The sequence below is a fragment of the Streptomyces sp. NBC_00271 genome (genome assembly GCF_036178845.1).
In the GTDB taxonomy this organism is placed as follows: domain Bacteria; phylum Actinomycetota; class Actinomycetes; order Streptomycetales; family Streptomycetaceae; genus Streptomyces.
In genome coordinates, this window is sequence record NZ_CP108070.1 from 3937936 (window position 1) to 3957641 (window position 19706).

General features: G+C 70.3%; 15 protein-coding genes. 8 read left to right on the forward strand and 7 right to left on the reverse strand.

The features are described from left to right. Positions 1-172 precede the first annotated feature (172 nt). From OG798_RS18310 to OG798_RS18325, 4 genes are all read left to right on the forward strand, one after another. Positions 173-841 (forward strand): DUF3105 domain-containing protein, encoded by a 669-nt coding sequence (locus tag OG798_RS18310; RefSeq protein ID WP_095855031.1) that lies wholly within the window; start codon positions 173-175, stop codon positions 839-841. A 5-nt stretch (positions 842-846) separates the two neighbouring features. Continuing rightward, a complete protein-coding gene (locus tag OG798_RS18315; RefSeq protein WP_328760046.1) occupies positions 847-1479 on the forward strand; it encodes a DUF305 domain-containing protein in 633 nt (210 codons plus the stop codon). 545 nt (positions 1480-2024) lie between these two features. After that, on the forward strand, positions 2025-3974 hold the full coding sequence (locus OG798_RS18320; protein ID WP_328757317.1) for a S53 family peptidase: 1950 nt from the start codon (positions 2025-2027) through the stop codon (positions 3972-3974). A gap of 264 nt (positions 3975-4238) precedes the next feature. Further along, positions 4239-5993 (forward strand): NAD+ synthase, encoded by a 1755-nt coding sequence (locus OG798_RS18325; protein WP_328757318.1) that lies wholly within the window; start codon positions 4239-4241, stop codon positions 5991-5993. A gap of 156 nt (positions 5994-6149) precedes the next feature. Here OG798_RS18325 and OG798_RS18330 read toward each other — a convergent pair whose 3' ends face one another. The 4 genes from OG798_RS18330 to OG798_RS18345 all read right to left on the reverse strand — a co-directional run bounded on the left by OG798_RS18330 (position 6150) and on the right by OG798_RS18345 (position 11122). Beyond that, positions 6150-7373, reverse strand: a complete 1224-nt coding sequence (locus OG798_RS18330) for an MFS transporter (protein WP_095855027.1) — start codon at positions 7371-7373, stop codon at positions 6150-6152. Positions 7374-7563: 190 nt separating this feature from the next. Next, positions 7564-8622 carry an endonuclease/exonuclease/phosphatase family protein gene (locus OG798_RS18335; RefSeq protein ID WP_328757319.1) on the reverse strand — a complete coding sequence of 353 codons (1059 nt, stop codon included), beginning with the start codon at positions 8620-8622 and terminating at the stop codon, positions 7564-7566. 234 nt (positions 8623-8856) lie between these two features. Further along, the gene (locus OG798_RS18340) at positions 8857-9477 is read right to left on the reverse strand and encodes a TetR/AcrR family transcriptional regulator (protein ID WP_075026511.1); all 621 of its coding nucleotides are present in this window, start codon (positions 9475-9477) and stop codon (positions 8857-8859) included. A gap of 52 nt (positions 9478-9529) precedes the next feature. Beyond that, positions 9530-11122 (reverse strand): MFS transporter, encoded by a 1593-nt coding sequence (locus OG798_RS18345; RefSeq protein ID WP_095855024.1) that lies wholly within the window; start codon positions 11120-11122, stop codon positions 9530-9532. Positions 11123-11349: 227 nt separating this feature from the next. Here OG798_RS18345 and panB point away from each other — a divergent pair, with 227 nt between their 5' ends. The 3 genes from panB (at position 11350) to OG798_RS18360 (ending at position 14384) form a co-directional block, all read left to right on the forward strand. Then, positions 11350-12237: a 3-methyl-2-oxobutanoate hydroxymethyltransferase gene (gene panB, locus OG798_RS18350; RefSeq protein WP_328757320.1), complete on the forward strand. Its 888-nt coding sequence runs from the start codon at positions 11350-11352 to the stop codon at positions 12235-12237. Between the two features lie 297 nt (positions 12238-12534). After that, entirely contained in the window at positions 12535-13563 is a 1029-nt protein-coding gene (locus OG798_RS18355) for an ATP-binding cassette domain-containing protein (protein ID WP_095855022.1), read from the forward strand. Further along, positions 13560-14384, forward strand: a complete 825-nt coding sequence (locus OG798_RS18360; protein ID WP_095855021.1) for an ABC transporter permease — start codon at positions 13560-13562, stop codon at positions 14382-14384. The genes OG798_RS18355 and OG798_RS18360 overlap by 4 nt, the downstream gene beginning before the upstream one ends. Positions 14385-14420: 36 nt before the next feature. On the opposite strand, the gene OG798_RS18365 is transcribed toward OG798_RS18360, so the two are convergent. Then, positions 14421-17750, reverse strand: a complete 3330-nt coding sequence (locus OG798_RS18365; protein WP_328760047.1) for an AfsR/SARP family transcriptional regulator — start codon at positions 17748-17750, stop codon at positions 14421-14423. A 130-nt stretch (positions 17751-17880) separates the two neighbouring features. On the opposite strand from OG798_RS18365, the gene OG798_RS18370 reads away from it, so the two are divergent. Beyond that, on the forward strand, positions 17881-18681 hold the full coding sequence (locus OG798_RS18370) for a site-2 protease family protein (protein WP_328757321.1): 801 nt from the start codon (positions 17881-17883) through the stop codon (positions 18679-18681). Here OG798_RS18370 and OG798_RS18375 read toward each other — a convergent pair. Both OG798_RS18375 and npdG read right to left on the reverse strand, forming a co-directional pair. Beyond that, positions 18674-18868 (reverse strand): hypothetical protein, encoded by a 195-nt coding sequence (locus OG798_RS18375; RefSeq protein WP_267061561.1) that lies wholly within the window; start codon positions 18866-18868, stop codon positions 18674-18676. The two genes, OG798_RS18370 and OG798_RS18375, sit on opposite strands and share 8 nt — an antisense overlap. A 121-nt stretch (positions 18869-18989) precedes the next feature. Further along, entirely contained in the window at positions 18990-19694 is a 705-nt protein-coding gene (npdG, locus tag OG798_RS18380) for an NADPH-dependent F420 reductase (RefSeq protein ID WP_097226123.1), read from the reverse strand. Positions 19695-19706 lie beyond the last annotated feature (12 nt).

Below are 19706 nucleotides of genomic sequence, written 5' to 3' on the forward strand. Positions count from 1 at the left end.
CATCTGCCGCTCAAATTATCCACGGATCATCCGAGCAGGGCCGCCTCCCACCTTTGCGGGGCTGCGCCACAGGGTGTCTCCTTTGGACATTCTGTGCCCTCCCTTCGTACTGGACACCCTCGCCCCATTACGATCAGCGGACCCGACCGTCCCATCCCCATAAGGACTCGCCATGGGTTCCGCCAAGAACACCACCTCCGCGCAGCGCAAGGCGCGCATAGAAGAGATGCGCAAGGCCGAGCGTGCCCGGGAGCGTCGTAACCGGATCCTCACGATCACGGCCAGCACGGTCATAGTCGCTGGTCTCGTCGTCGGCGGTGTCGTCCTGGTCAGGTCGCAGTCCGACGACAGCAGCACCTCGGCGAGCGACTCGAAGGGCGGCTCGGGGCACTTCGTCACGGGCAAGGACGGCGTGGAGACCTGGTCGGGGACGCTGTCCCGCAACCACGTCACCAAGACCGTCAAGTACCCGATGGAGCCCCCGGTCGGCGGCAACCACAACCCGGTGTGGATGAACTGCAACGGCGACGTCTACGGCAAGGCGATCAACAACATGAACGCCGTGCACTCGCTGGAGCACGGCGCGGTGTGGGTGACATACAACAGCAAGGCCTCCGACGCCGATGTGAAGGCACTCGAAGCGAAGGTCAAGAAGACGCCGTACACCCTGATGAGCCCTGTCGAGGACCAGAAGGACCCGATCATGCTGAGCGCGTGGGGCAAGCAGCGCACGGTGACGAGCGCGAGCGACCCGAACGTCGACAAGTTCTTCTCGGAGTTCGTGCAGGGCAAGCAGACGCCCGAGCCGGGCGCCGCCTGCACCAACGGCCTGTCGCAGTGAGCCAGATGCGCCAGGTGGGCTGGATCGCGGGGACCACGGCGGCGGTGCTGGTGGCCGCCGGGGCGATCACGTACGCGGTCGCCGAGAGCGACGGTTCGGGGTCCTCGGGGACGAAGGTGCCGTCGGCCGACTCGGCGGACGCGGGTTTCGCGCGGGACATGGCGGTCCATCACCAGCAGGCCGTCGAGATGTCGTACATCGTGCGCGACCGTACGGACAACGTGGAGGTACGGCGGCTCGCGTACGACATCGCGCAGACGCAGGCCAATCAGCGCGGCATGCTGCTGGGCTGGCTCGACCTGTGGGAGCTGCCGAAGGTGTCGGCGGACGGGCCCATGACATGGATGGGCATGGGCGACATGGCGTCCGGCAAGGACGGCGCGCTGATGCCCGGCATGGCGACCAACACCGAGATGAAGAAGCTGAACACGCTCAACGGCAAGCAGGCGGAGGTCTTCTACCTGCAGTTGATGACCGACCACCACAAGGGCGGCATCCACATGACCGAGGGCTGCGTCGCCAAGTGCACCGTCGGCGTGGAGAAGAAGCTCGCGCAGGGCATGGTCGACGCGCAGCAGTCGGAGATCCAGCTGATGGCGGACATGCTCAAGGAGCGGGGCGCGAAGGCCCGCGACTAGGCCGAGGACGGCTGGATGTGAACGGCTGCGTGTGAACGGCTGTGCGTGAACGGGTCCGGGGTGTCGAATCCCGGACCCGTCGCCGTCACCCCCCGTCCCTGCCACCCCGGCCGCCCTCGTCAGGCGTCGACCCGTCCCTCATGACGCGATCGACCCCAGGCACCTCCCCGTGACTGCACCGGTGAGACTCTTCGGACTCCAGCCGCCCCAAAGCCCCTGCACGCCCCGGGCCGCGAAGCGCTTACCGTCGCCGGGGCGAACCACGAACCCGCCGATGTCGCAATACGCTCACAGAAGCCGGGAACCCCTTTACAGGAAAACGAGGGATATCCCTACATCCGGGGCGAGGGTGACGTCATACCGTCCCAAATACCAATCATTCGCGGCCACTTGGTGTTTCCTTGGCCTTCTCATTCCCCTGGCATGAACGGTTCATCGCCAGAGTGACCCCAGCGTGATCCATTCCGTGCGTCCTCAATTCCGGCACACGGTCTCGCACATCACGAACGACCACACATGCGACGAACCGCATCGCAGGGGGTTTTATGAGATCCAATCGCGCCACCATGCGCGCCGGGGTGAGCATGGCAGCAACACTGCCGCTGCTCGCCGGCGCGCTGGCGCTCGGTATACCCACGGCCAACGCCGCGGACGGTCCCAGCCGGGACACCCTCACGGGCACCAAGCCCGCGTGGGCCACGGCGAAGGCGGACAAGGGGGCCTCGTCCGACAACTCCCAGGTCTTCGCCCGGGTCTACCTGGCCGGCCGGAACGCTGCCGGTCTGGCCGCGTACGCCAAGGCCGTGTCCGACCCGAACTCGGCCTCGTACGGCAAGTACCTCAGCGCCAAGCAGACGCAGACCCGTTTCGGTGCCACCAAGGCGCAGGTCGCCGCGGTGACCTCGTGGCTGAAGTCGGCGGGCCTGAAGGTCACCGGCACCACGCAGCACTACGTCTCCGTCACCGGTGACGTGGCCGCCGCCGAGAAGGCGTTCGGCACCCAGCTGCACAACTACGCCAAGGGCAACAAGACCTACCGCGCGCCGTCGAAGACGGCCTCCGCGCCGGCCGCCCTCAACGGCGCCGTCCTGACCGTCACCGGCCTGGACAACGCCCCGCACAAGGCGACGCACGACGACACGCTGCCGCCCCCGGACGCGGTCTTCAAGAACTCCGGGCCGTTCTCCTCGTACTACGGCTCGAACACCGCGAGCACCCTGCCGAACGCGTACGGCAAGAAGATCCCGTACGCGATCGAGGGTTACACGGGCAAGCAGCTGCGCGCCGCCTACGGCGCGGGCAAGCGCACCGGCAAGGGTGTGCGGGTCGCCATCACCGACGCGTACGCCTCGCCGACCATCGCGTTCGACGCGGCCACGTACGCCAAGAAGCACGGTGACTCGGCGTACAGCAGCAGCCAGCTGCGTCAGGTGCTGCCCGGCACCTACACGCAGACCGAGGCGTGCGGTGCGGCCGGCTGGTACGGCGAGGAGACCCTCGACGTCGAGGCCGTGCACGCCGTCGCGCCGGACGCGAGCATCACCTACGTGGGTGCCGCGTCCTGCTTCGACAACGATCTGCTCGACTCGCTGAACAAGATCGTCGACAACCACCTGGCCGACATCGTCTCCAACTCGTGGGGCGACATCGAGGCCAACCAGACGCCGGACCTCGCGGCCGCCTACGACCAGACCTTCCAGTTCGGCGCGGTCGAGGGCATCGGCTTCTACTTCTCCTCCGGTGACAACGGTGACGAGGTCGCCAACACCGGCACGAAGCAGGTCGACACCCCGGCCAACTCGGCGTGGGTGACGGCGGTCGGCGGTACGTCGCTGGCGGTCGGCAAGGGCGACAAGTACCAGTTCGAGACCGGCTGGGGCACCGAGAAGGCCTCGCTCGCGGCCGACGGCAAGAGCTGGACCGGCTTCCCGGGCGCGTTCACCTCGGGCGCGGGCGGCGGCACCAGCAAGACCGTGGCGCAGCCCTTCTACCAGAAGGCTGTCGTGCCCGGCGCGCTCGCCAAGGCCAACGGCACGACGGCCATGCGCACCGTGCCGGACATCGCGGCGGTCGCCGACCCCAACACCGGTTTCAAGGTCGGCCAGACGCAGACCTTCCCGGACGGGTCCCAGCAGTACAGCGAGTACCGGATCGGCGGCACCTCGCTCGCCGCGCCGGTGATCGCGGCCGTCCAGGCCCTGGCCCAGGAGGCGCGCGGCGGCAAGGCGATCGGTTTCGCCAACCCGTCGATCTACGCGAAGTACGGCTCCAAGGCGTACCACGACGTGACGGACACCCCCACGGGCTCCGAACTCGCCGTGGCGCGCGTGGACTTCGCCAACTCCATCGACGCCTCGGGCGGTCTGCTCACCTCCGTCCGCAGCCTCGGCAAGGACAGCTCCCTGAAGGCCGTGCGCGGCTACGACGACGTCACCGGTGTGGGCACGCCCACCTCGGGCTACGTCGAGTCGTACCGCTCCAAGCACGGTCACTGACGGTCCTCCGTCACCTCTCCGCTGCGCCCGCCCCTCATCGAGGGGCGGGCGTCCGCGTTTCCGGGCGGCGGACGGACGGACAGCCCAGCGGCGCCACATACCCCGTGGGGGTAATCCGCGGGCGGGCCGACGAGGAGTCCGGCACGGTGGGGACGGCCGACGCCGTTCACCGCACCGCACCGCACTGCCGCGCCGGAGGCCCGGGCGTCTCCACGTGGGGCGCCCCACACCCCATTGTGTCGCTCTGACGATTACACTGGGCCCGTGCCTCAACTACGCCTCGCCCTGAATCAGATCGACTCGACCGTCGGCGATCTCACCGCCAACGCCGAGGCGATCGTCCGTTGGACCCGGCACTCCGCCGAGCAGGGAGCGCATCTGGTGGCGTTCCCCGAGATGGTGCTGACCGGGTATCCCGTCGAGGACCTGGCCCTGCGGTCGTCCTTCGTCGAGGCCTCCCGCGCGGCGCTGCGCGCGCTGGCCGCGCGGCTGGCCGACGAGGGCTTCGGAGAGCTACCGGTGATCGTCGGCTACCTCGACCGGTCCGAGACCGCCCAGCCGAAGTACGGGCAGCCGGCCGGCGCCCCGCAGAACGCCGCCGCCGTGCTCCACGGGGGCCGGGTGGCGCTGACCTTCGCCAAGCACCACCTTCCGAACTACGGCGTGTTCGACGAGTTCCGCTACTTCGTGCCCGGCGACACCATGCCGGTCGTGCGGGTGCACGGGATCGACGTGGCCCTCGCCATCTGCGAGGACCTCTGGCAGGACGGCGGGCGCGTGCCGGCCGCCCGGTCCGCCGGGGCCGGGCTGCTGCTCTCCATCAACGCCTCGCCGTACGAGCGCGACAAGGACGACACCCGCCTCGAACTGGTGCGCAAGCGGGCCCAGGAGGCCGGCTGCACCACCGCCTACCTCGCCATGATCGGCGGGCAGGACGAGCTGGTCTTCGACGGCGACTCCATCGTGGTCGACCGGGACGGGGAGGTCGTCGCACGCGCGCCGCAGTTCGCGGAGGGGTGCGTCGTACTGGACCTGGAGCTGCCGGCGGGTGCCGCCGAGCCGGTGACGGGCGTCGTCGACGACGGGCTGCGGATCGAGCGGCTGGTGCTGTCGGGGGAACCGCTGCCCGCGTACGAGGCGGAGCTCGCCGGCGGGTACGCGGAGCGGCTCGACGCCGACGAGGAGGTCTACTCGGCGCTGGTCGTCGGCCTGCGGGCGTACGTCGCGAAGAACGGGTTCCGGTCCGTGCTGATCGGACTGTCCGGCGGCATCGACTCGGCGCTGGTCGCGGCGATCGCGTGCGACGCGCTGGGTGCGCAGAACGTGTACGGGGTGTCGATGCCGTCGAAGTACTCCTCCGACCACTCCAAGGGGGACGCGGCGGAGCTGGCGCGGCGGACGGGGCTGAACTTCCGGACGGTGGCGATCGAGCCGATGTTCGACGCGTATATGTCGTCGCTGGGGCTGACCGGGCTGGCGGAGGAGAACCTCCAGTCGCGCCTGCGAGGCACGATGCTGATGGCCATCTCCAACCAGGAGGGGCACATCGTGCTGGCGCCGGGGAACAAGTCCGAGCTGGCGGTGGGGTATTCGACGCTGTACGGCGACTCCGTGGGCGCGTACGGGCCCATCAAGGACGTGTACAAGACGTCGATCTTCCGGCTGGCGGAGTGGCGGAACCGGGCGGCGGCCGAGCGGGGGCAGACCCCGCCGATCCCCGAGAACTCGATCACCAAGCCGCCGAGCGCGGAGCTGCGTCCCGACCAGGTCGACACGGACTCCCTCCCCGACTATCCCGTGCTGGACGCGATCCTCGAGCGGTATGTGGACCGGGACGAGGGGGCGGACGGGATCGTCGCGGCGGGGTTCGACCGGGAGCTGGTGGTGAAGACGCTGCGGATGGTGGACACGGCGGAGTACAAGCGCCGGCAGTATCCGCCGGGCACGAAGATCTCCGCCAAGGGGTTCGGGAAGGACCGGCGGCTTCCGATCACCAATCGGTGGCGCGAGCACGCGTGACGCCGTCGGGGGCGGGGGGGGTGTTTCGCCCCCGCCGCCCCTACCCGTCCCATCCCTGGGGCTCCGCCCCCAGACCCCCCGGGTGAGTTCTTTGGCTGCGGGCCTGTGGGGGCTGGGCGCGCAGTTCCCCGCGCCCCTTGGGCGCGGGTCCTTGCGTCAGTGATTCGCGTGTTCCGGGTGTGGGGGGACGTGGGTCGCGACCAGGCGGCCCGGCGTGGGGGCGGGGACCTCGGCGCGGCGGCGGTCCACGGTGTACGCCGTCGCGGCGACCGCGAGGCCGAGGACGGCGAGCAGAGCACCCGCCAGCGCGGGCGACGTCGTACCGAAGCCCGCGGCCAGCGCGATGCCGCCGATCCACGCACCGCCGGCGTTCGCGAGGTTGAACGCGGCCTGGTTGGCGGAGGACGCCAGGGACGGCGCGGCGGAGGCCTTCTCCATGACCATCAGCTGGAGGGGCGAGCCGGTGATGAAGGCGGCGGCGCCGAGGAGGGTGACCGCGACGGCCGCACTCCACTGTGCGCTCATGAGGACGGGGAAGAGGGCGAGGACCGTGACCAGCGAGACGAGCCCGCCGAAGAGGGTGCCGCGCAGGGAGTGGTCCGCGAGGCGGCCGCCCACGAGGTTGCCGACCGTCGCTCCGACGCCGAACAGCGCGAGCAGCAGCGTGACGCTGGAGTCGGCGTACCCGGCGGAGTCCGTGAGCATCGGCGTGATGTAGCTGTACGCGGAGAAGAGGGCGCCGAAGCCCGCGACCGTCGTACCGAGGGCCAGCCAGACGGGGAGCGAACGCAGGGCGGCCAGTTCGCCGCGCAGGCCGCCCGTGGGGCCGTGCGTGTGGTCGCGCGGGATGAGGAACGCGAGCGAGGCTATCGCCGCCAGACCGATCGCGCTCACGCCGAGGAAGGTGGCCCGCCAGCCGAAGTGCTGGCCGATGAAGGTGGCGACGGGGACGCCCGCGATGTTCGCGACGGTCAGGCCGAGGAACATCAGCGAGACGGAGCGCGCCTTGCGCTCGGGGGCGACGAGGTTGGTGGCGACGACGGCGCCGACGCCGAAGAAGGCGCCGTGCGGCAGACCGCTGACGAAGCGGGCGGCGAGCAGCCAGTGGTAGTCGGGGGCGAAGGCGGAGAGCGCGTTGCCGGCCACGAAGAGCCCCATCAGGGCGATGAGGACCTTGCGGCGGGACATCCGGGCGGTGGCCGCGGCGAGCAGCGGGGCGCCGATCACCACGCCGAGGGCGTAGGCCGAGACGAGGTGTCCGGCGCTGGGGATGGATATGTGGAGGTCGTCCGCGACGTCGGGCAGCAGGCCCATCATCACGAACTCGGTGGTACCGATGCCGAAGGCGCCCACGGCTAGGGCGAGCAGGGCCAGAGGCATGAGGGGCCTTTCAGAGGAGCGGAGTGCAAAGCGGAGAACAGGACGGGCGGGGACGAGCCCGGGTTCGTGGGTGTGCGCCCCAGTGGCCGGGGGCGCATGAACACACGGACGCGCCCGTGCACACCGGTGTGCACGGGCTCTCTAAGTTCACCTGTGGAACAAAGTCTCGCAGGCCCAGTATTCCAGGAGGTTAAGACCCGGTTGCCGCGAGCTTGACCCGGGCGGCGATCGGGAGGTGGTCGCTGCCGGTCCTGGGCAGGGTCCAGGAGGTCACCGGCTCGATGCCCTTGACCATGATCTGGTCGATCCGGGCCATCGGGAACGACGCGGGCCAGCTGAACCCGAAGCCGCTGCCCGCCGCGCCCTGGGTGGAGCGCATCTGCGAGGTGACGGCGTTCAGCGCGCGGTCGTTCATCGTGCCGTTGAGGTCGCCGAGCAGGACGACCTTCTGCAGTGCCTCGTCGGCGATCGCCTCACCGAGCGCGTCGGCGCTCCGGTCGCGCTGGCGGGCGGTGAACCCGGCCTGCAGCTTCACCCGGACCGAGGGCAGATGGGCGACGTACACCGCGACCTGGCCGTTCGGGGTCGTCACCGTGGCGCGCATCGCGCGCGTCCAGCCGAGCTTGATGTCGACGGGCTTGGTGCCGGTCATCGGGTACTTGCTCCACAGCCCGACGGTGCCCTCCACGGAGTGGTACTTGTACGTCGGGGCGAGTGCCTTCTCGTACGTGGGGACGGCCGTGGCCTTCAGCTCCTCCAGGGCCACCACGTCGGCGCCGGACGCGGCCACGTCACGGGCGGTACGGGAAGGGTCCGGGTTCTCCGCGTTGACGTTGTGCGTGGCGACGGTCAGTTCGCCGCCGGCACCGGTCCGATCGGTGAGCAGTCCGCCGAACAGGTTCAGCCAGACGATCGCGGGCAGCACGACGGCGATCAGGGCGCTCGCGGACTTCCGTACGAGGCCGAGGACCAGCAGGACGGGGATGAAGACGCCGAGCCACGGCAGGAACGTCTCGGTGAGACTGCCGAGGTTGCCGATCCTGTTGGGGATCTGCGCGTGCAGCAGCATCACCAGGGCGAGGATCAGGGCGAGCGCGGCCAGGACCAGTCCGCGGCGCCAGATGCCGCGGTCGCCGCGCCAGGAGCCCAGCGAGCGCCGGAGCTTGTCCAGCAGGCGCCGAAGCCGGGGACCTCGACGCTCGGGTCCCGAGCCGTCGCTGCCCGTCTCCGTCACGTACGCCTGCGCCATACCTTCGCCTCACAACCTGCCGTGCACACCGTCAGCCCCTCGGATACGACCCTAGGGGATGATCGGCGTCGATCTCGCCGTCCGGGGACGGCCGTACGGGCACGAGGACGAACAACTCGGCGTTCGGAGTTCCGAATACGGGGCGGAGCGCGGCCTCTGTGACGAAACGCGCACATTCGGCGCATCGGCCGAGAGGATGAATGCGAGGATGAATGAGAGGAACGAGAGGACGAACTAGGGGCGGTCGGGACGCAGTCCCGCGAGTACCGTGTCGACGATCTGTTCGGCCAGGTCCTCGGGGAGTTCGGCGTCCGGGCGCATGACGGCGCGTACCAGCATGGGGCCGACGAAGAGGTCGTTGATGACCTCGATGTCCACGTCGTCGCGGAGCTCGCCGTCCCGCTGTCCGCGGCGCAGGACCTCGAAGGTGGTCAGGCGCCGCGGTTCGATGACGATCGCCTGGTACGCGGCCCAGATCTTGGGGCTGGACTTGATCTGGGCGTAGACGTTGTGCAGGAGCGCCGAGGAGCGGCTGGCCAGGCCCCGCTGGCGCAGCGGCTCCAGAAGGGCTATCAGGTCGTCGCGCATCGAGGTGCCCGGGAGTTCGGTGTCCGGAGGCTCGGTGGCGCGCATGACGTCGACGAAGAGTTCCTCCTTGCCGCTCCAACGGCGGTAGATGGTCGCCTTGCCGACGCCCGCGGTCCTGGCCAGGCGTTCGATGGAGATCTCCGCGAGGGGGACGCCGTCCTCCAGGAGTTTTATCGCGCCCTCGATGATGGAGCGCTCGACGGCCTCGCTGCGGGGACGCCCCCGGGGGGACCCCTCTTGCCTGGCTGGGCTGTCCGCGAGGCTCACGTGTCGCTCCTTTCCTTGGTGGTACTGGCGCAATTCTCCCTGCTGCGCCCTGTCAGTGCTCGGCGGCCACCAACTCCGTCTCCTCCTTGCCCTGTTGCGGGGTCGAACTGCGGCCCGGCAGGAACAGGGCCACGATCACGGCACCGACCAGCGCGATGCCCGCACCGCACAAGGCGGTGACGTGCATGGCGTGCAGGAAGGCGTCGTTGGCCGGGGTGATGAGGGCGTCGCCCCGGGGGCCGAGCTTGGCGGCGACGCCGAGGGTGGCCTCGATGGACTCCCCCGCGGTATGCCGCAGGCCGGCCGGGAGGAGGGTGAGCTTGTCCTCGATGCCGTTGCGGTAGGCCGAGGAGAGGACCGAGCCGAGGACCGCGATGCCGAGGGCGCCGCCGACCTGACGGAAGACGTTGCTCAGGGCGGAGGCGGAGCCGGCCTTCTCGCGCGGCAGGGCCTGCATGATGACGACGCTGGTCGGGGTCATGATGTGCGCCATGCCGGTGCCCATGAGGAAGAAGATGACCTCGAGGAGCCAGATCGGCGTGTCCGCGTCCAGGGTCGCGAAGGCGCCGAGCATCGCACCGAGCAGCAGCAGGCCCGCGGTGCACGTGGCCCGGTTGCCGAAGCGGTCGACGACGAGGCGGGCGCGCGGCGCGAAGAAGAGCTGGGCGGCGGCGAGCGGCAGCAGCAGCACACCGGTCTTCAGCGGCGAGTAGCCCCGCACGCTCTGGGTGTAGAAGACGGAGAAGAAGGTCACACCCATCATCGCGAAGAACACGAGCGCGATGGCGGTGATGGCGGCCGAGAAAACCTTGTTCTTGAAGTAGGAGATGTCGATGGACGGATGGTCGCTGCGCTTCTCGTAGACGACGAAGCAGACGATGACGGCGATTCCGGCGCCGATGGTCGCGAGGACCTTCGCGTCGGTGAAGGAGGCGAGCTGGCCGCCCTTGATGATGCCGTAAACGAGCAGGACGAGCCCTATGACCGACAGGACGACACCGACGAGGTCGATGCGGCCGGGGCTCGGGTCGCGGGAGTCCGGGACCAGCCAGAACATCAGGCCGAGCGCGAGCAGCACGATCGGCACGTTGATCAGGAAGACCGAGCCCCACCAGAAGTGGGCGAGGAGCACGCCGCCGGTGATCGGGCCGATGGCGATGGCGATGCCGACACCGCCGGCCCAGATGCCGATGGCCTTGGGCTGCTCCTCGCGCTCGAAGACGTTCATGAGGACGGCGAGGGTGGCGGGCATCACGAAGGCGGCGCCGAAGCCCATCAGCGCGCGGAAGACGATGAGCTGGACGGGCGAGCCGGCCTCCGCGGCCAGCGCGGAGCCGGTGCCGAAGACGGCGAGTCCGGCGAGCAGGACCTTCTTGCGGCCGAGCCGGTCGCCGAGGAGACCCGCGGTGAACAGCAGCCCCGCGAAGACGAGCGTGTAGGCGTTGATGGCCCACTCCAGCTCGCTCTGGGTGGCGCCGAGTCCGGTGGGCGCCGGCGTCGAGATCGTCTTGATCGCGACGTTGAGGATGGAGTTGTCCAGCACCACTATCAACAGGCTGAGCATGAGCACGCCGAGAATGGCCCAGCGGCGCCGATGGACCGCTTCGGGCACGCGCCGTTCGACGTGGGCTGCGGGAGTTGTCATGGGCCGGAGCCTATCGATTTCCGATACGGGACCGTCTCGTATCGTAAATCCTTTACAGAGACCTTACGAAGAGATGGGTCTACGGCCCACCCTGGACGTACGTCGCGGGTCCATCCGAGACATGCATCGCTCGCCCCGGTCTGGCCCCCGGTGGCACGAGGTGCCACCATGTAGGGGGTCCGGGGACGCCGTCAGGGCGCCTCGAGATGACAGAAGGAGCCGTTGCGATGACGCAGCTTTCGGCTGCCCCGAAGCAGCCCGCGGAGGGTGCGCGGGCGACCACCGACAGCAGCAAGGCGCTGTACGGAGGCAAGAGCACCCGCCGCATCACGGTCCGCGACATCACCACAGCCAAGGAGCGCGGCGAGAAGTGGCCGATGCTCACCGCCTACGACGCGATGACCGCGTCCGTCTTCGACGAGGCCGGCATCCCGGTCATGCTCGTCGGCGACTCGGCGGGCAACTGCCACCTGGGGTACGAGACGACCGTCCCCGTCACCCTCGAGGAGATGACGATGCTGTCCGCCGCGGTCGTGCGCGGCACCAGCCGCGCCCTGATCGTCGGCGACCTGCCCTTCGGGTCGTACCAGGAGGGCCCCGTCCAGGCCCTGCGCTCCGCCACCCGCCTGGTCAAGGAGGCCGGGGTCGGCGCGGTCAAGCTGGAGGGCGGCGAGCGCTCGCACCGCCAGATCGAGCTGCTCGTGGAGTCCGGCATCCCCGTGATGGCGCACATCGGCCTGACCCCGCAGTCCGTGAACTCCATGGGCTACCGCGTCCAGGGCCGCGGCGAGGAGGCCGCCCAGCAGCTGCTGCGCGACGCCAAGGCGGTCCAGGACGCGGGCGCGTTCGCGGTCGTCCTGGAGCTGGTCCCGGCGGAGCTCGCCGCCGAGGTCACGCGCACCCTGCACATCCCGACCGTCGGCATCGGCGCGGGTCCGGAGACCGACGCGCAGGTCCTGGTGTGGACCGACATGCTCGGCCTCACCGGCGGCAAGGTGCCGAAGTTCGTGAAGAAGTACGCCGATCTGCGCGAGGTCATGGGCAACGCGGTGCGCGCGTTCGCGGACGACGTCGTCGGCGGAACGTTCCCTCTTGAGGAGCACTCGGTCCACTGAGCACCTGGACCTGAGGCTCATGAACACCTGAGGCCCACTGAACCACTGCGGCACCAAGCAGCCCGCCGATTTCCCCCGTCGGCGGGCTGCGCCCGTTTGTTTTCGCCCCCGCCGCCCCTACCCTCCCCCAAGCTCTCGGCTTCGCTCGAGCAGGGGGGACCCCCATCATCCCCACTCGGGGGCTCCGCCCCCAGACCCCCGTAAAGACCCACCACTGTCGGCGATATATCGGCGAGCGTACGGCGCTGTAGGCGAGCTGTAGGTGGTTTGTCGGTGGGCGCTGGCACCTTGATGGGCATGACGCGAATCGACAAGAACCCCGACAGCGGCGCCCGCAGCGCCGTCTCCGTGCGGGGGCTGGTCAAGCACTACGGCGAGACCAAGGCTCTGGACGGCGTGGACCTGGACGTCCGCGAGGGAACCGTCCTCGGGGTGCTCGGTCCCAACGGTGCCGGCAAGACCACCCTCGTCCGTATCCTGTCCACCCTCATCACCCCCGACGCCGGCCGGGCCACCGTCGCCGGCTACGACGTCCTCACGCAGCCCCGCCAGCTGCGCCGCGTAATAGGCCTGACCGGTCAGTACGCCTCGGTCGACGAGAAGCTCCCCGGCTGGGAGAACCTGTACATGATCGGGCGGCTGCTCGACCTGCCCCGCAAGGACGCCCGCCGGCGCGCCGACGAGCTCCTGGAGCGCTTCTCGCTCACCGAGGCGGCCAAGCGCCCGGCGTCGACGTACTCCGGCGGTATGCGCCGCCGTCTCGACCTCGCCGCCTCCATGATCGGCCACCCGTCCGTCCTCTATCTGGACGAACCGACCACCGGGCTCGACCCACGCACCCGCAACGAGGTGTGGAAGGAGGTCAAGCGGATGGTCGCGGACGGCGCCACCGTGCTGCTCACCACCCAGTACATGGAGGAGGCCGAGCAGCTGGCCTCCGAGCTGACGGTCATCGACCGCGGCAAGGTCATCGCCAGCGGCCGGATCGACGAGCTGAAAGCCCGGGTCGGCGGCCGTACGCTGCGCATCCGCCCGGTGGACCCGCTGGAGCTGCGCCCGCTGGCCTCCCTCTTCGACGAGCTGGGGCTCACCGGTCTCGCCGCCTCGGTCGTGGACACCGACACCGGCACCGTGCTGGTCCCGATCCTCAGCGACGAACAGCTCACCGCCGTGGTCGGCGCGGTCACCGCGCGCGGCATCACGATCGGCTCCATCTCCACCGAACTGCCCAGTCTGGACGAGGTGTTCCTGTCCCTCACCGGCCACAAGGCCAGTGCCCCGCAGGACGAGACCCCCGCCCGTGTCTACGAGGAGGTCTCCGCATGAGTACCGCCGTTGTCGAAGCCCCCCTCGCCGCGAAGGGCGACCCCCGCATCTCGCCCCGCGCGCACGCGCGCCACATCGGCGCGCTCGTCCGCCGCAACCTGCTGTGGATCCGTCAGGACCCGGAGTCGATGTTCGACGCCGTCCTGATGCCGGTCATCTTCACCCTGCTGTTCGTGTACGTCTTCGGCGGCTCCATCGGGCAGGCGCTGGGCGGCGGACAGGACGCGTACGTCCAGTACGTGGTGCCCGGTCTGATGGCCATGACGGCCATGAACATCGCGACGGCCGTCGGCACCGGCTTCAACGAGGACTTCCAGAAGGGAGTGATGGACCGCTTCCGCACCCTGCCGATCGGCCAGGGCTCGGTGCTCTTCGCCAAGATCGTGGTGGAGCTGATGCGGATGTTCGTCGCGACGACGATCCTCGTGATCGTCGGCGTGCTGGTCGGCTTCGACATCACGAACTGGCCGGGTCTGTTCGCCTCCGTGGGGCTCTCCATCCTCTTCGGCTCGTCCCTGATGTGGATCTTCCTGGTCCTCGGGGTGACGATGAAGAACGCGCAGTCCGTGCAGGCGATGGGCTTCCTGGTGCTGATGCCCCTGCAGTTCGGCTCGTCCATCTACTCGCCGACCGGAACCATGCCCGGCTGGCTGCAGGCCTTCACCGACTACAACCCGCTGTCCGCGCTCGCGGACACCACACGCGGCCTGATGGTGGGCGGCCCGGTCACGCACAACCTGTGGGTGACCCTCGCCTGGACGGCAGGACTCACCTTGGTCATGGCGCCCATCGCGATCCACAAGTTCCGCACCAAGAGCTGACGTTCGTCCACAGGACACGGAAACCCCCGGTCCGCGTCATACGAGGGCGGCGGCCTCCTCCAGGGAGAGCCCGCCGCCCTCGGCGTACGCGGCCTCGTACGTCGCGTCGTCCAGTACGGCCCGTACGTCGGCCTCCGCCTGTGCGCGCACCTGGTCCTCCATCGGGCCCACGAAGTGGCCGGGCGGCAGCATGTGGTCGGCGGCCCCGAGCAGCACGGCGGCGTCGCGGACGCGGCGGCCGCCGTCCAGGCCGGTGAGGGCGATGGCGGCGGTGGTCAGATGCGCGGAGGGCATGTGCGGGGCGATGATCTGCGACAACGGGTCGCCCGCCCGCACCAGCGCCTGCCGCACCTTCTCCAGGGCGGACTCGTACAGCCCCTCGAGCGCGTCCAGCCAGGCCTCGACACCCACCACGAACCCGTCGAAGACCACGAAGGTGACCGCTTCGAAGTTCTCGCGCAGTATCCGCATGTGTTCGCGTGCCTCGGCGACCCGGCCGCTGCGGGCCAGCCACATCGCCAGGAACAGCCGGGAGGCGGGCATGGCCTCGTTGTAGACGCCGTCGCCGCGCTCCAGGACCTCCAGCAGCATCTGCTCGCCGCGTTCGGTGTCGCCGGACTCGATGAGCACACCGCCGAGCCGGGTGCTCAGGACGGCCGTCTGGGCGTGTGCGCCGAGCCCTTCGGCGTGGGTCATGGCCTCCGTGTAGTCCGCGGCGGCGAGCGTGAACTCGCCCTGGCGCTCGTGGGCCTCACCGCGTGCGGACAGCGCCTCGGCGGCGCCCCAGGCGTCCCCGAGCCGGGTGAAGAGTTCCAGTGCCTCGTCGGCGTCCCGGGTCGCGTCACCCGCCCAGGTGGCCCGGTTGGCGAGGATGTTGGCACGCATCTGGAGGGCGACGGCGAGTTCCCACTCGTAGCCGAGTTCGCGGCAGGTCTGGACGGTCGCGTCGATGACGGAGCGCATCCGCTCGATGGCACCGGTCAGGATCACGGCGTAGAACCAGAGGTTGCCGGGGCTGCGGCAGGTCTGCGGCTGGCCCGGGCGGTAGGTCTCGCTGATGACCTGCAGTTTCCGCTTCGCCTGCGGGGAGTCCCAGGCAGCCATGTCCATGTCCATGCAGGAGAGATGGACGAGGTGGACACCGCGGCGGGCCTCTTCGAGGACCTCGGGGCGCATCGGCGGCGGGGCGTCGGTGCAGCCCTCCAGCAGCGGGGCGGCCGGCCGCGCGGGCTCGGCGAAGGGGTCCGGGCCGAGGGCCATGACCTCGCGGGACCAGTGGCGGGCCATCTGCCGCAGATCGCGCATCTGCCAGTACCAGGCCAGGGAGAGGACCAGGCAGAGCGCCTCCTGCTCGTCGCGGGCGGCGACGGCGTGCTGGAGGGCGGCGCGGATGTTCTCCGACTCGGTCTCCAGCAGTGCGATGGCGGCGCGCTGGCCCGGGCCGCGCAGCCGGGGATCGGTGGTGCGGGCCACTTCGCGGTAGTGCGTGAGGTGGGCGCGCTCGGCGGCGGGGCGCTGCCCCGACTCGTCGAGCCGCTCGCCCGCGTACTCGCCGACGGTCTCCAGGAGCCGGTAGCGCATCTCGCCGTCCCCCCAAGGGGCGGCCACGACGAGGGACTTGTCGACGAGTGAGCCGAGCGCTTCCAGGGCGGCCGGTCCGCAGACGGCCTCGGCGGCGGCGAGGTCGCAGCCGCCCGCGAAGACGGACAGCCGCCGCAGCACGTCCCGTTCGTCCTCGTCGAGGAGGTCCCAGGACCAGTCGACGACGGCGCGCAGGGTCTGCTGGCGCGGCAGGACGGTACGGCTGCCGGAGGTCAGCAGGCGGAACCGGTCGTCGAGCCGGTCGGCGATCTGACGCGGGGTGAGCATCCGCAGCCGGGCGGCGGCGAGTTCGATGGCGAGGGGCAGTCCGTCGAGGCGGCGGCAGATCTCGGCGGTGGCAGCGGGGTCGTCCTCGACCCGGAATCCCGGGCGGGCGGCGGCCCCCCGGTCGGCCAGCAGCCGCAGCGCGAACGGCTCCGGCAGCGGCTCCACGGGGCGCAGCAACTCCCCCGGTACGCCGAGGGGTTCGCGACTGGTGGCCAGCACCGTCAGACCCGGGCACCGCTCCAGCAGCTCCTCGACGAGACGCGCGGCGGCGTCCACGACGTGCTCGCAGTTGTCGAGGACGATCAGCATGCGGCGCTTGGCGCAGTGCTCGGCGAGCCGATGGAGGTCGTCGTGCCGGTCGGCGGCGGCCCGCATCTCCTCGGCACCGGCGCCGCGCAGCACGGTCTCGCGGGCTCCGACGGCGGTGAGCACGGCCTCGGGCACGGCCGTCGGGTCGTCGACCGGCGCGAGTTCGGCCAGCCACACCCCGTCCGGCGCGGTGTCCGCCATGGTCTCCGCGGCCTCCTGCGACAGCCGTGTCTTGCCGGCCCCTCCGGGCCCGAGCAAGGTCACGAGGCGTGCCGCCGCCAGATCCCCCCGGATCGTGTCGATGTCCGCCGCCCGCCCGACGAAGGAGGTCAGCCGGGCGCGGAGGTTGCCGGGGGGCGGGGATGCAGGGCGGCCACGCCCGGTCGGTGCGGACCGGCTCTCGGTCCGATCCGCGGAGCGGGGTCGCGGGCGCTGGACGTGCGTCCTACCGCCGTCGTCGGCCGGGCGGAGCAACTCCTCGTGCAGGGCGCGCAGTTCGGGGCCGGGGTCGGAACCGAGGCGGTCGGCCAGCAGCTCCCGTACGGACTCGTAGGCGGCGAGGGCCTCGGCGGGCCGGCCGGCGTCGCGCAGGGCACGCAGCCGCAGGACGTGCAGGGGCTCGTCCAGGGGATGGAGGTCACACAGGGCGGTGAGCTCGGGCAGGGACTGTTCGGCATGGCCGAGGGCGAGGGCCGCCGCGAACCGGGCACGCCGTACGTCGAGACGGCGGGTCTCCCAGCGGGCCGACTCGGCGGCCCGGTCCGGGAGGTCCGCGAGGGCCGGCCCGCGCCACAGGGCGAGGGCGTCGTCGAGGGCCTCGGCCGCCTTCGTGGAGTCGCCGTCGGCGAGCGCGCGTACGCCCTCCCCCGCGAGCCGCTCGAAACGGTGCAGGTCGATGTCGTCGGCGCCCGCGGCCAGCCGGTAGCCGCCGTCCCCGGAGTCCACCGCCTGCGGCCCGAGCGCCCTGCGCAGCCGTCCCACCAGGGCCTGGAGCGCGCCCGGTGCGTCGGCGGGCGGATCGCCGTCCCACACCTCGTCCACCAGAACGGCCGCGGGCACGGTCCGTCCGGGCCGCAGCGCGAGCACGGTCAGGAGGGCGCGCAGCCGCGCCCCGCCGAGCACGACGGGCGTGCCGTCGGGGCGGAGTGCCTGGGTGGTGCCGAGGATGCGGTAGCGCACGGGGTCCATTGTCTCCGGTGGCATGACTGTCTCAGGCCCCACCCTCTCCGGAACCAATGACCGATCGCGAGACGTTTTCCCCGTGCGCCCGGTACGGTCGGGCAGGCCAAGCACCATGCGTACCAGTCCGAGGAGCCCCATGACCACCGCCGCTTCCCGTCGCAGCAGCGACCGGAGGACCAGCCCCGTCTTCGTCGGGATCGTGGCCGTGATGGCGGTGACCGGGTGGGCGACATGGACCGGGTTCGCCGAGCAGCCCGGTGTGGCCGTGTTCCTCTTCGTGACGGCCGCCTGGATCGTATCCCTGTGCCTGCACGAGTACGCGCACGCGCGCACCGCCCTGCACAGCGGCGACATCTCGATCGGCGCGAAGGGCTATCTGACGCTCAACCCGCTGAAGTACACGCATGCGCTGCTGAGCATCGTGCTGCCGGTGATCTTCGTGATCATGGGCGGGATCGGTCTGCCGGGCGGGGCGGTCTTCATCGAGCGGAACAGGATCCAGGGCCGCTGGAAGCACAGTCTGATCTCGGCGGCGGGTCCGCTGACGAACGTGCTGTTCGCCGTCGTGTGCACGGCGCCGTTCTGGCTGCACGCCCTGGACGGCGTGCCGCGGGACTTCCAGTTCGCGCTGGCGTTCCTCGCGCTGCTCCAGGTCACGGCCGCGCTGCTGAACTTCCTGCCGGTCCCGGGCCTGGACGGTTACGGCGTGATCGAGCCCTGGCTGTCGTACAACGTCAAGCGCCAGGTGGAGCCGTTCGCCCCGTTCGGCCTGCTGTTCGTGTTCGCGGTGCTGTGGATCCCGTCGGTGAACACGGCTTTCTTCGACGTGATCCACTCGATCCTGGACAGCCTGGGGATCAACGAGATCCAGACGTACTGCGGTCAGGAGTTCTATCGCTTCTGGCAGGGCACCAACGAGTTCTGCTCGGTCAGCTGACGGACCTGTCGCGCCGCGCGTAGTACCAGGTCATGTTGGACGACAGTCCGGCCAGCAGCACCCACACGATCCCCAGCCAGCTGCCCTGGACGAAGGAGACGACGGCCGCGGCGACGGAGAGGACGCAGACGGCGAGGGCGTAGAGGGCGAGTCGCCGGGTTGGGTCGGGTGGGGGCAAGAGGGGCATGGGGGTCGGCTCCTGTCGGGACGGGTTCGGACGAGGTCGTACGAGGTCAACGACGTCGTACGAGATCTACGACGTCGTACGGCGTCCAGTGTCCCTCATGTCCCCCATGCCCGTACGCCCGCTATACGTCCGTCACCCGGAGGCCGGCGTGAGCCTTGTAGCGGCGGTTCACCGAGATCAGGTTCGCGACCAGTGCCTCGACCTGGTGGGCGTTGCGCAGCCGGCCGGAGAAGACACCGCGCATGCCGGGGATGCGGCCGGCCAGCGCCTGCACGATCTCGACGTCCGCGCGCTCCTCGCCGAGGACCATCACGTCGGTGTCGATCTCGTCGACCTCCGGGTCCTGGAGGAGGACGGCCGACAGGTGGTGGAAGGCGGCCGCGACCCGGGAGTCCGGCAGCAGGGCGGCGGCCTGCTCGGCGGCGCTGCCCTCCTCCGGCTTCAGGGCGTAGGCGCCCTTCTTGTCGAAGCCGAGCGGGTTGACACAGTCGACGACGAGCTTGCCCGCCAGCTCCTCGCGCAGCGATTCCAGAGTCTTGCCGTGCCCCTCCCACGGTACGGCGACGATCACGATGTCGCTGCGCCGCGCGCACTCGGCGTTGTCGGCGCCCTCGACACCGTGGCCCAGCTCCTCGGCGGCGCTCTGCGCGCGTTCCGCGGCACGCGAGCCGATGATCACCTTCTGGCCGGCCCTGGCGAGCCGGTAGGCCAGGCCCTTGCCCTGGGGGCCGGTGCCGCCGAGCACGCCGACGACGAGCCCGGACACGTCGGGAAGGTCCCAGGGGTCCTTGGCGGGGGCCTTCTGTGCACTGTCAGTAGAGGTCATGGGCCGACTTTA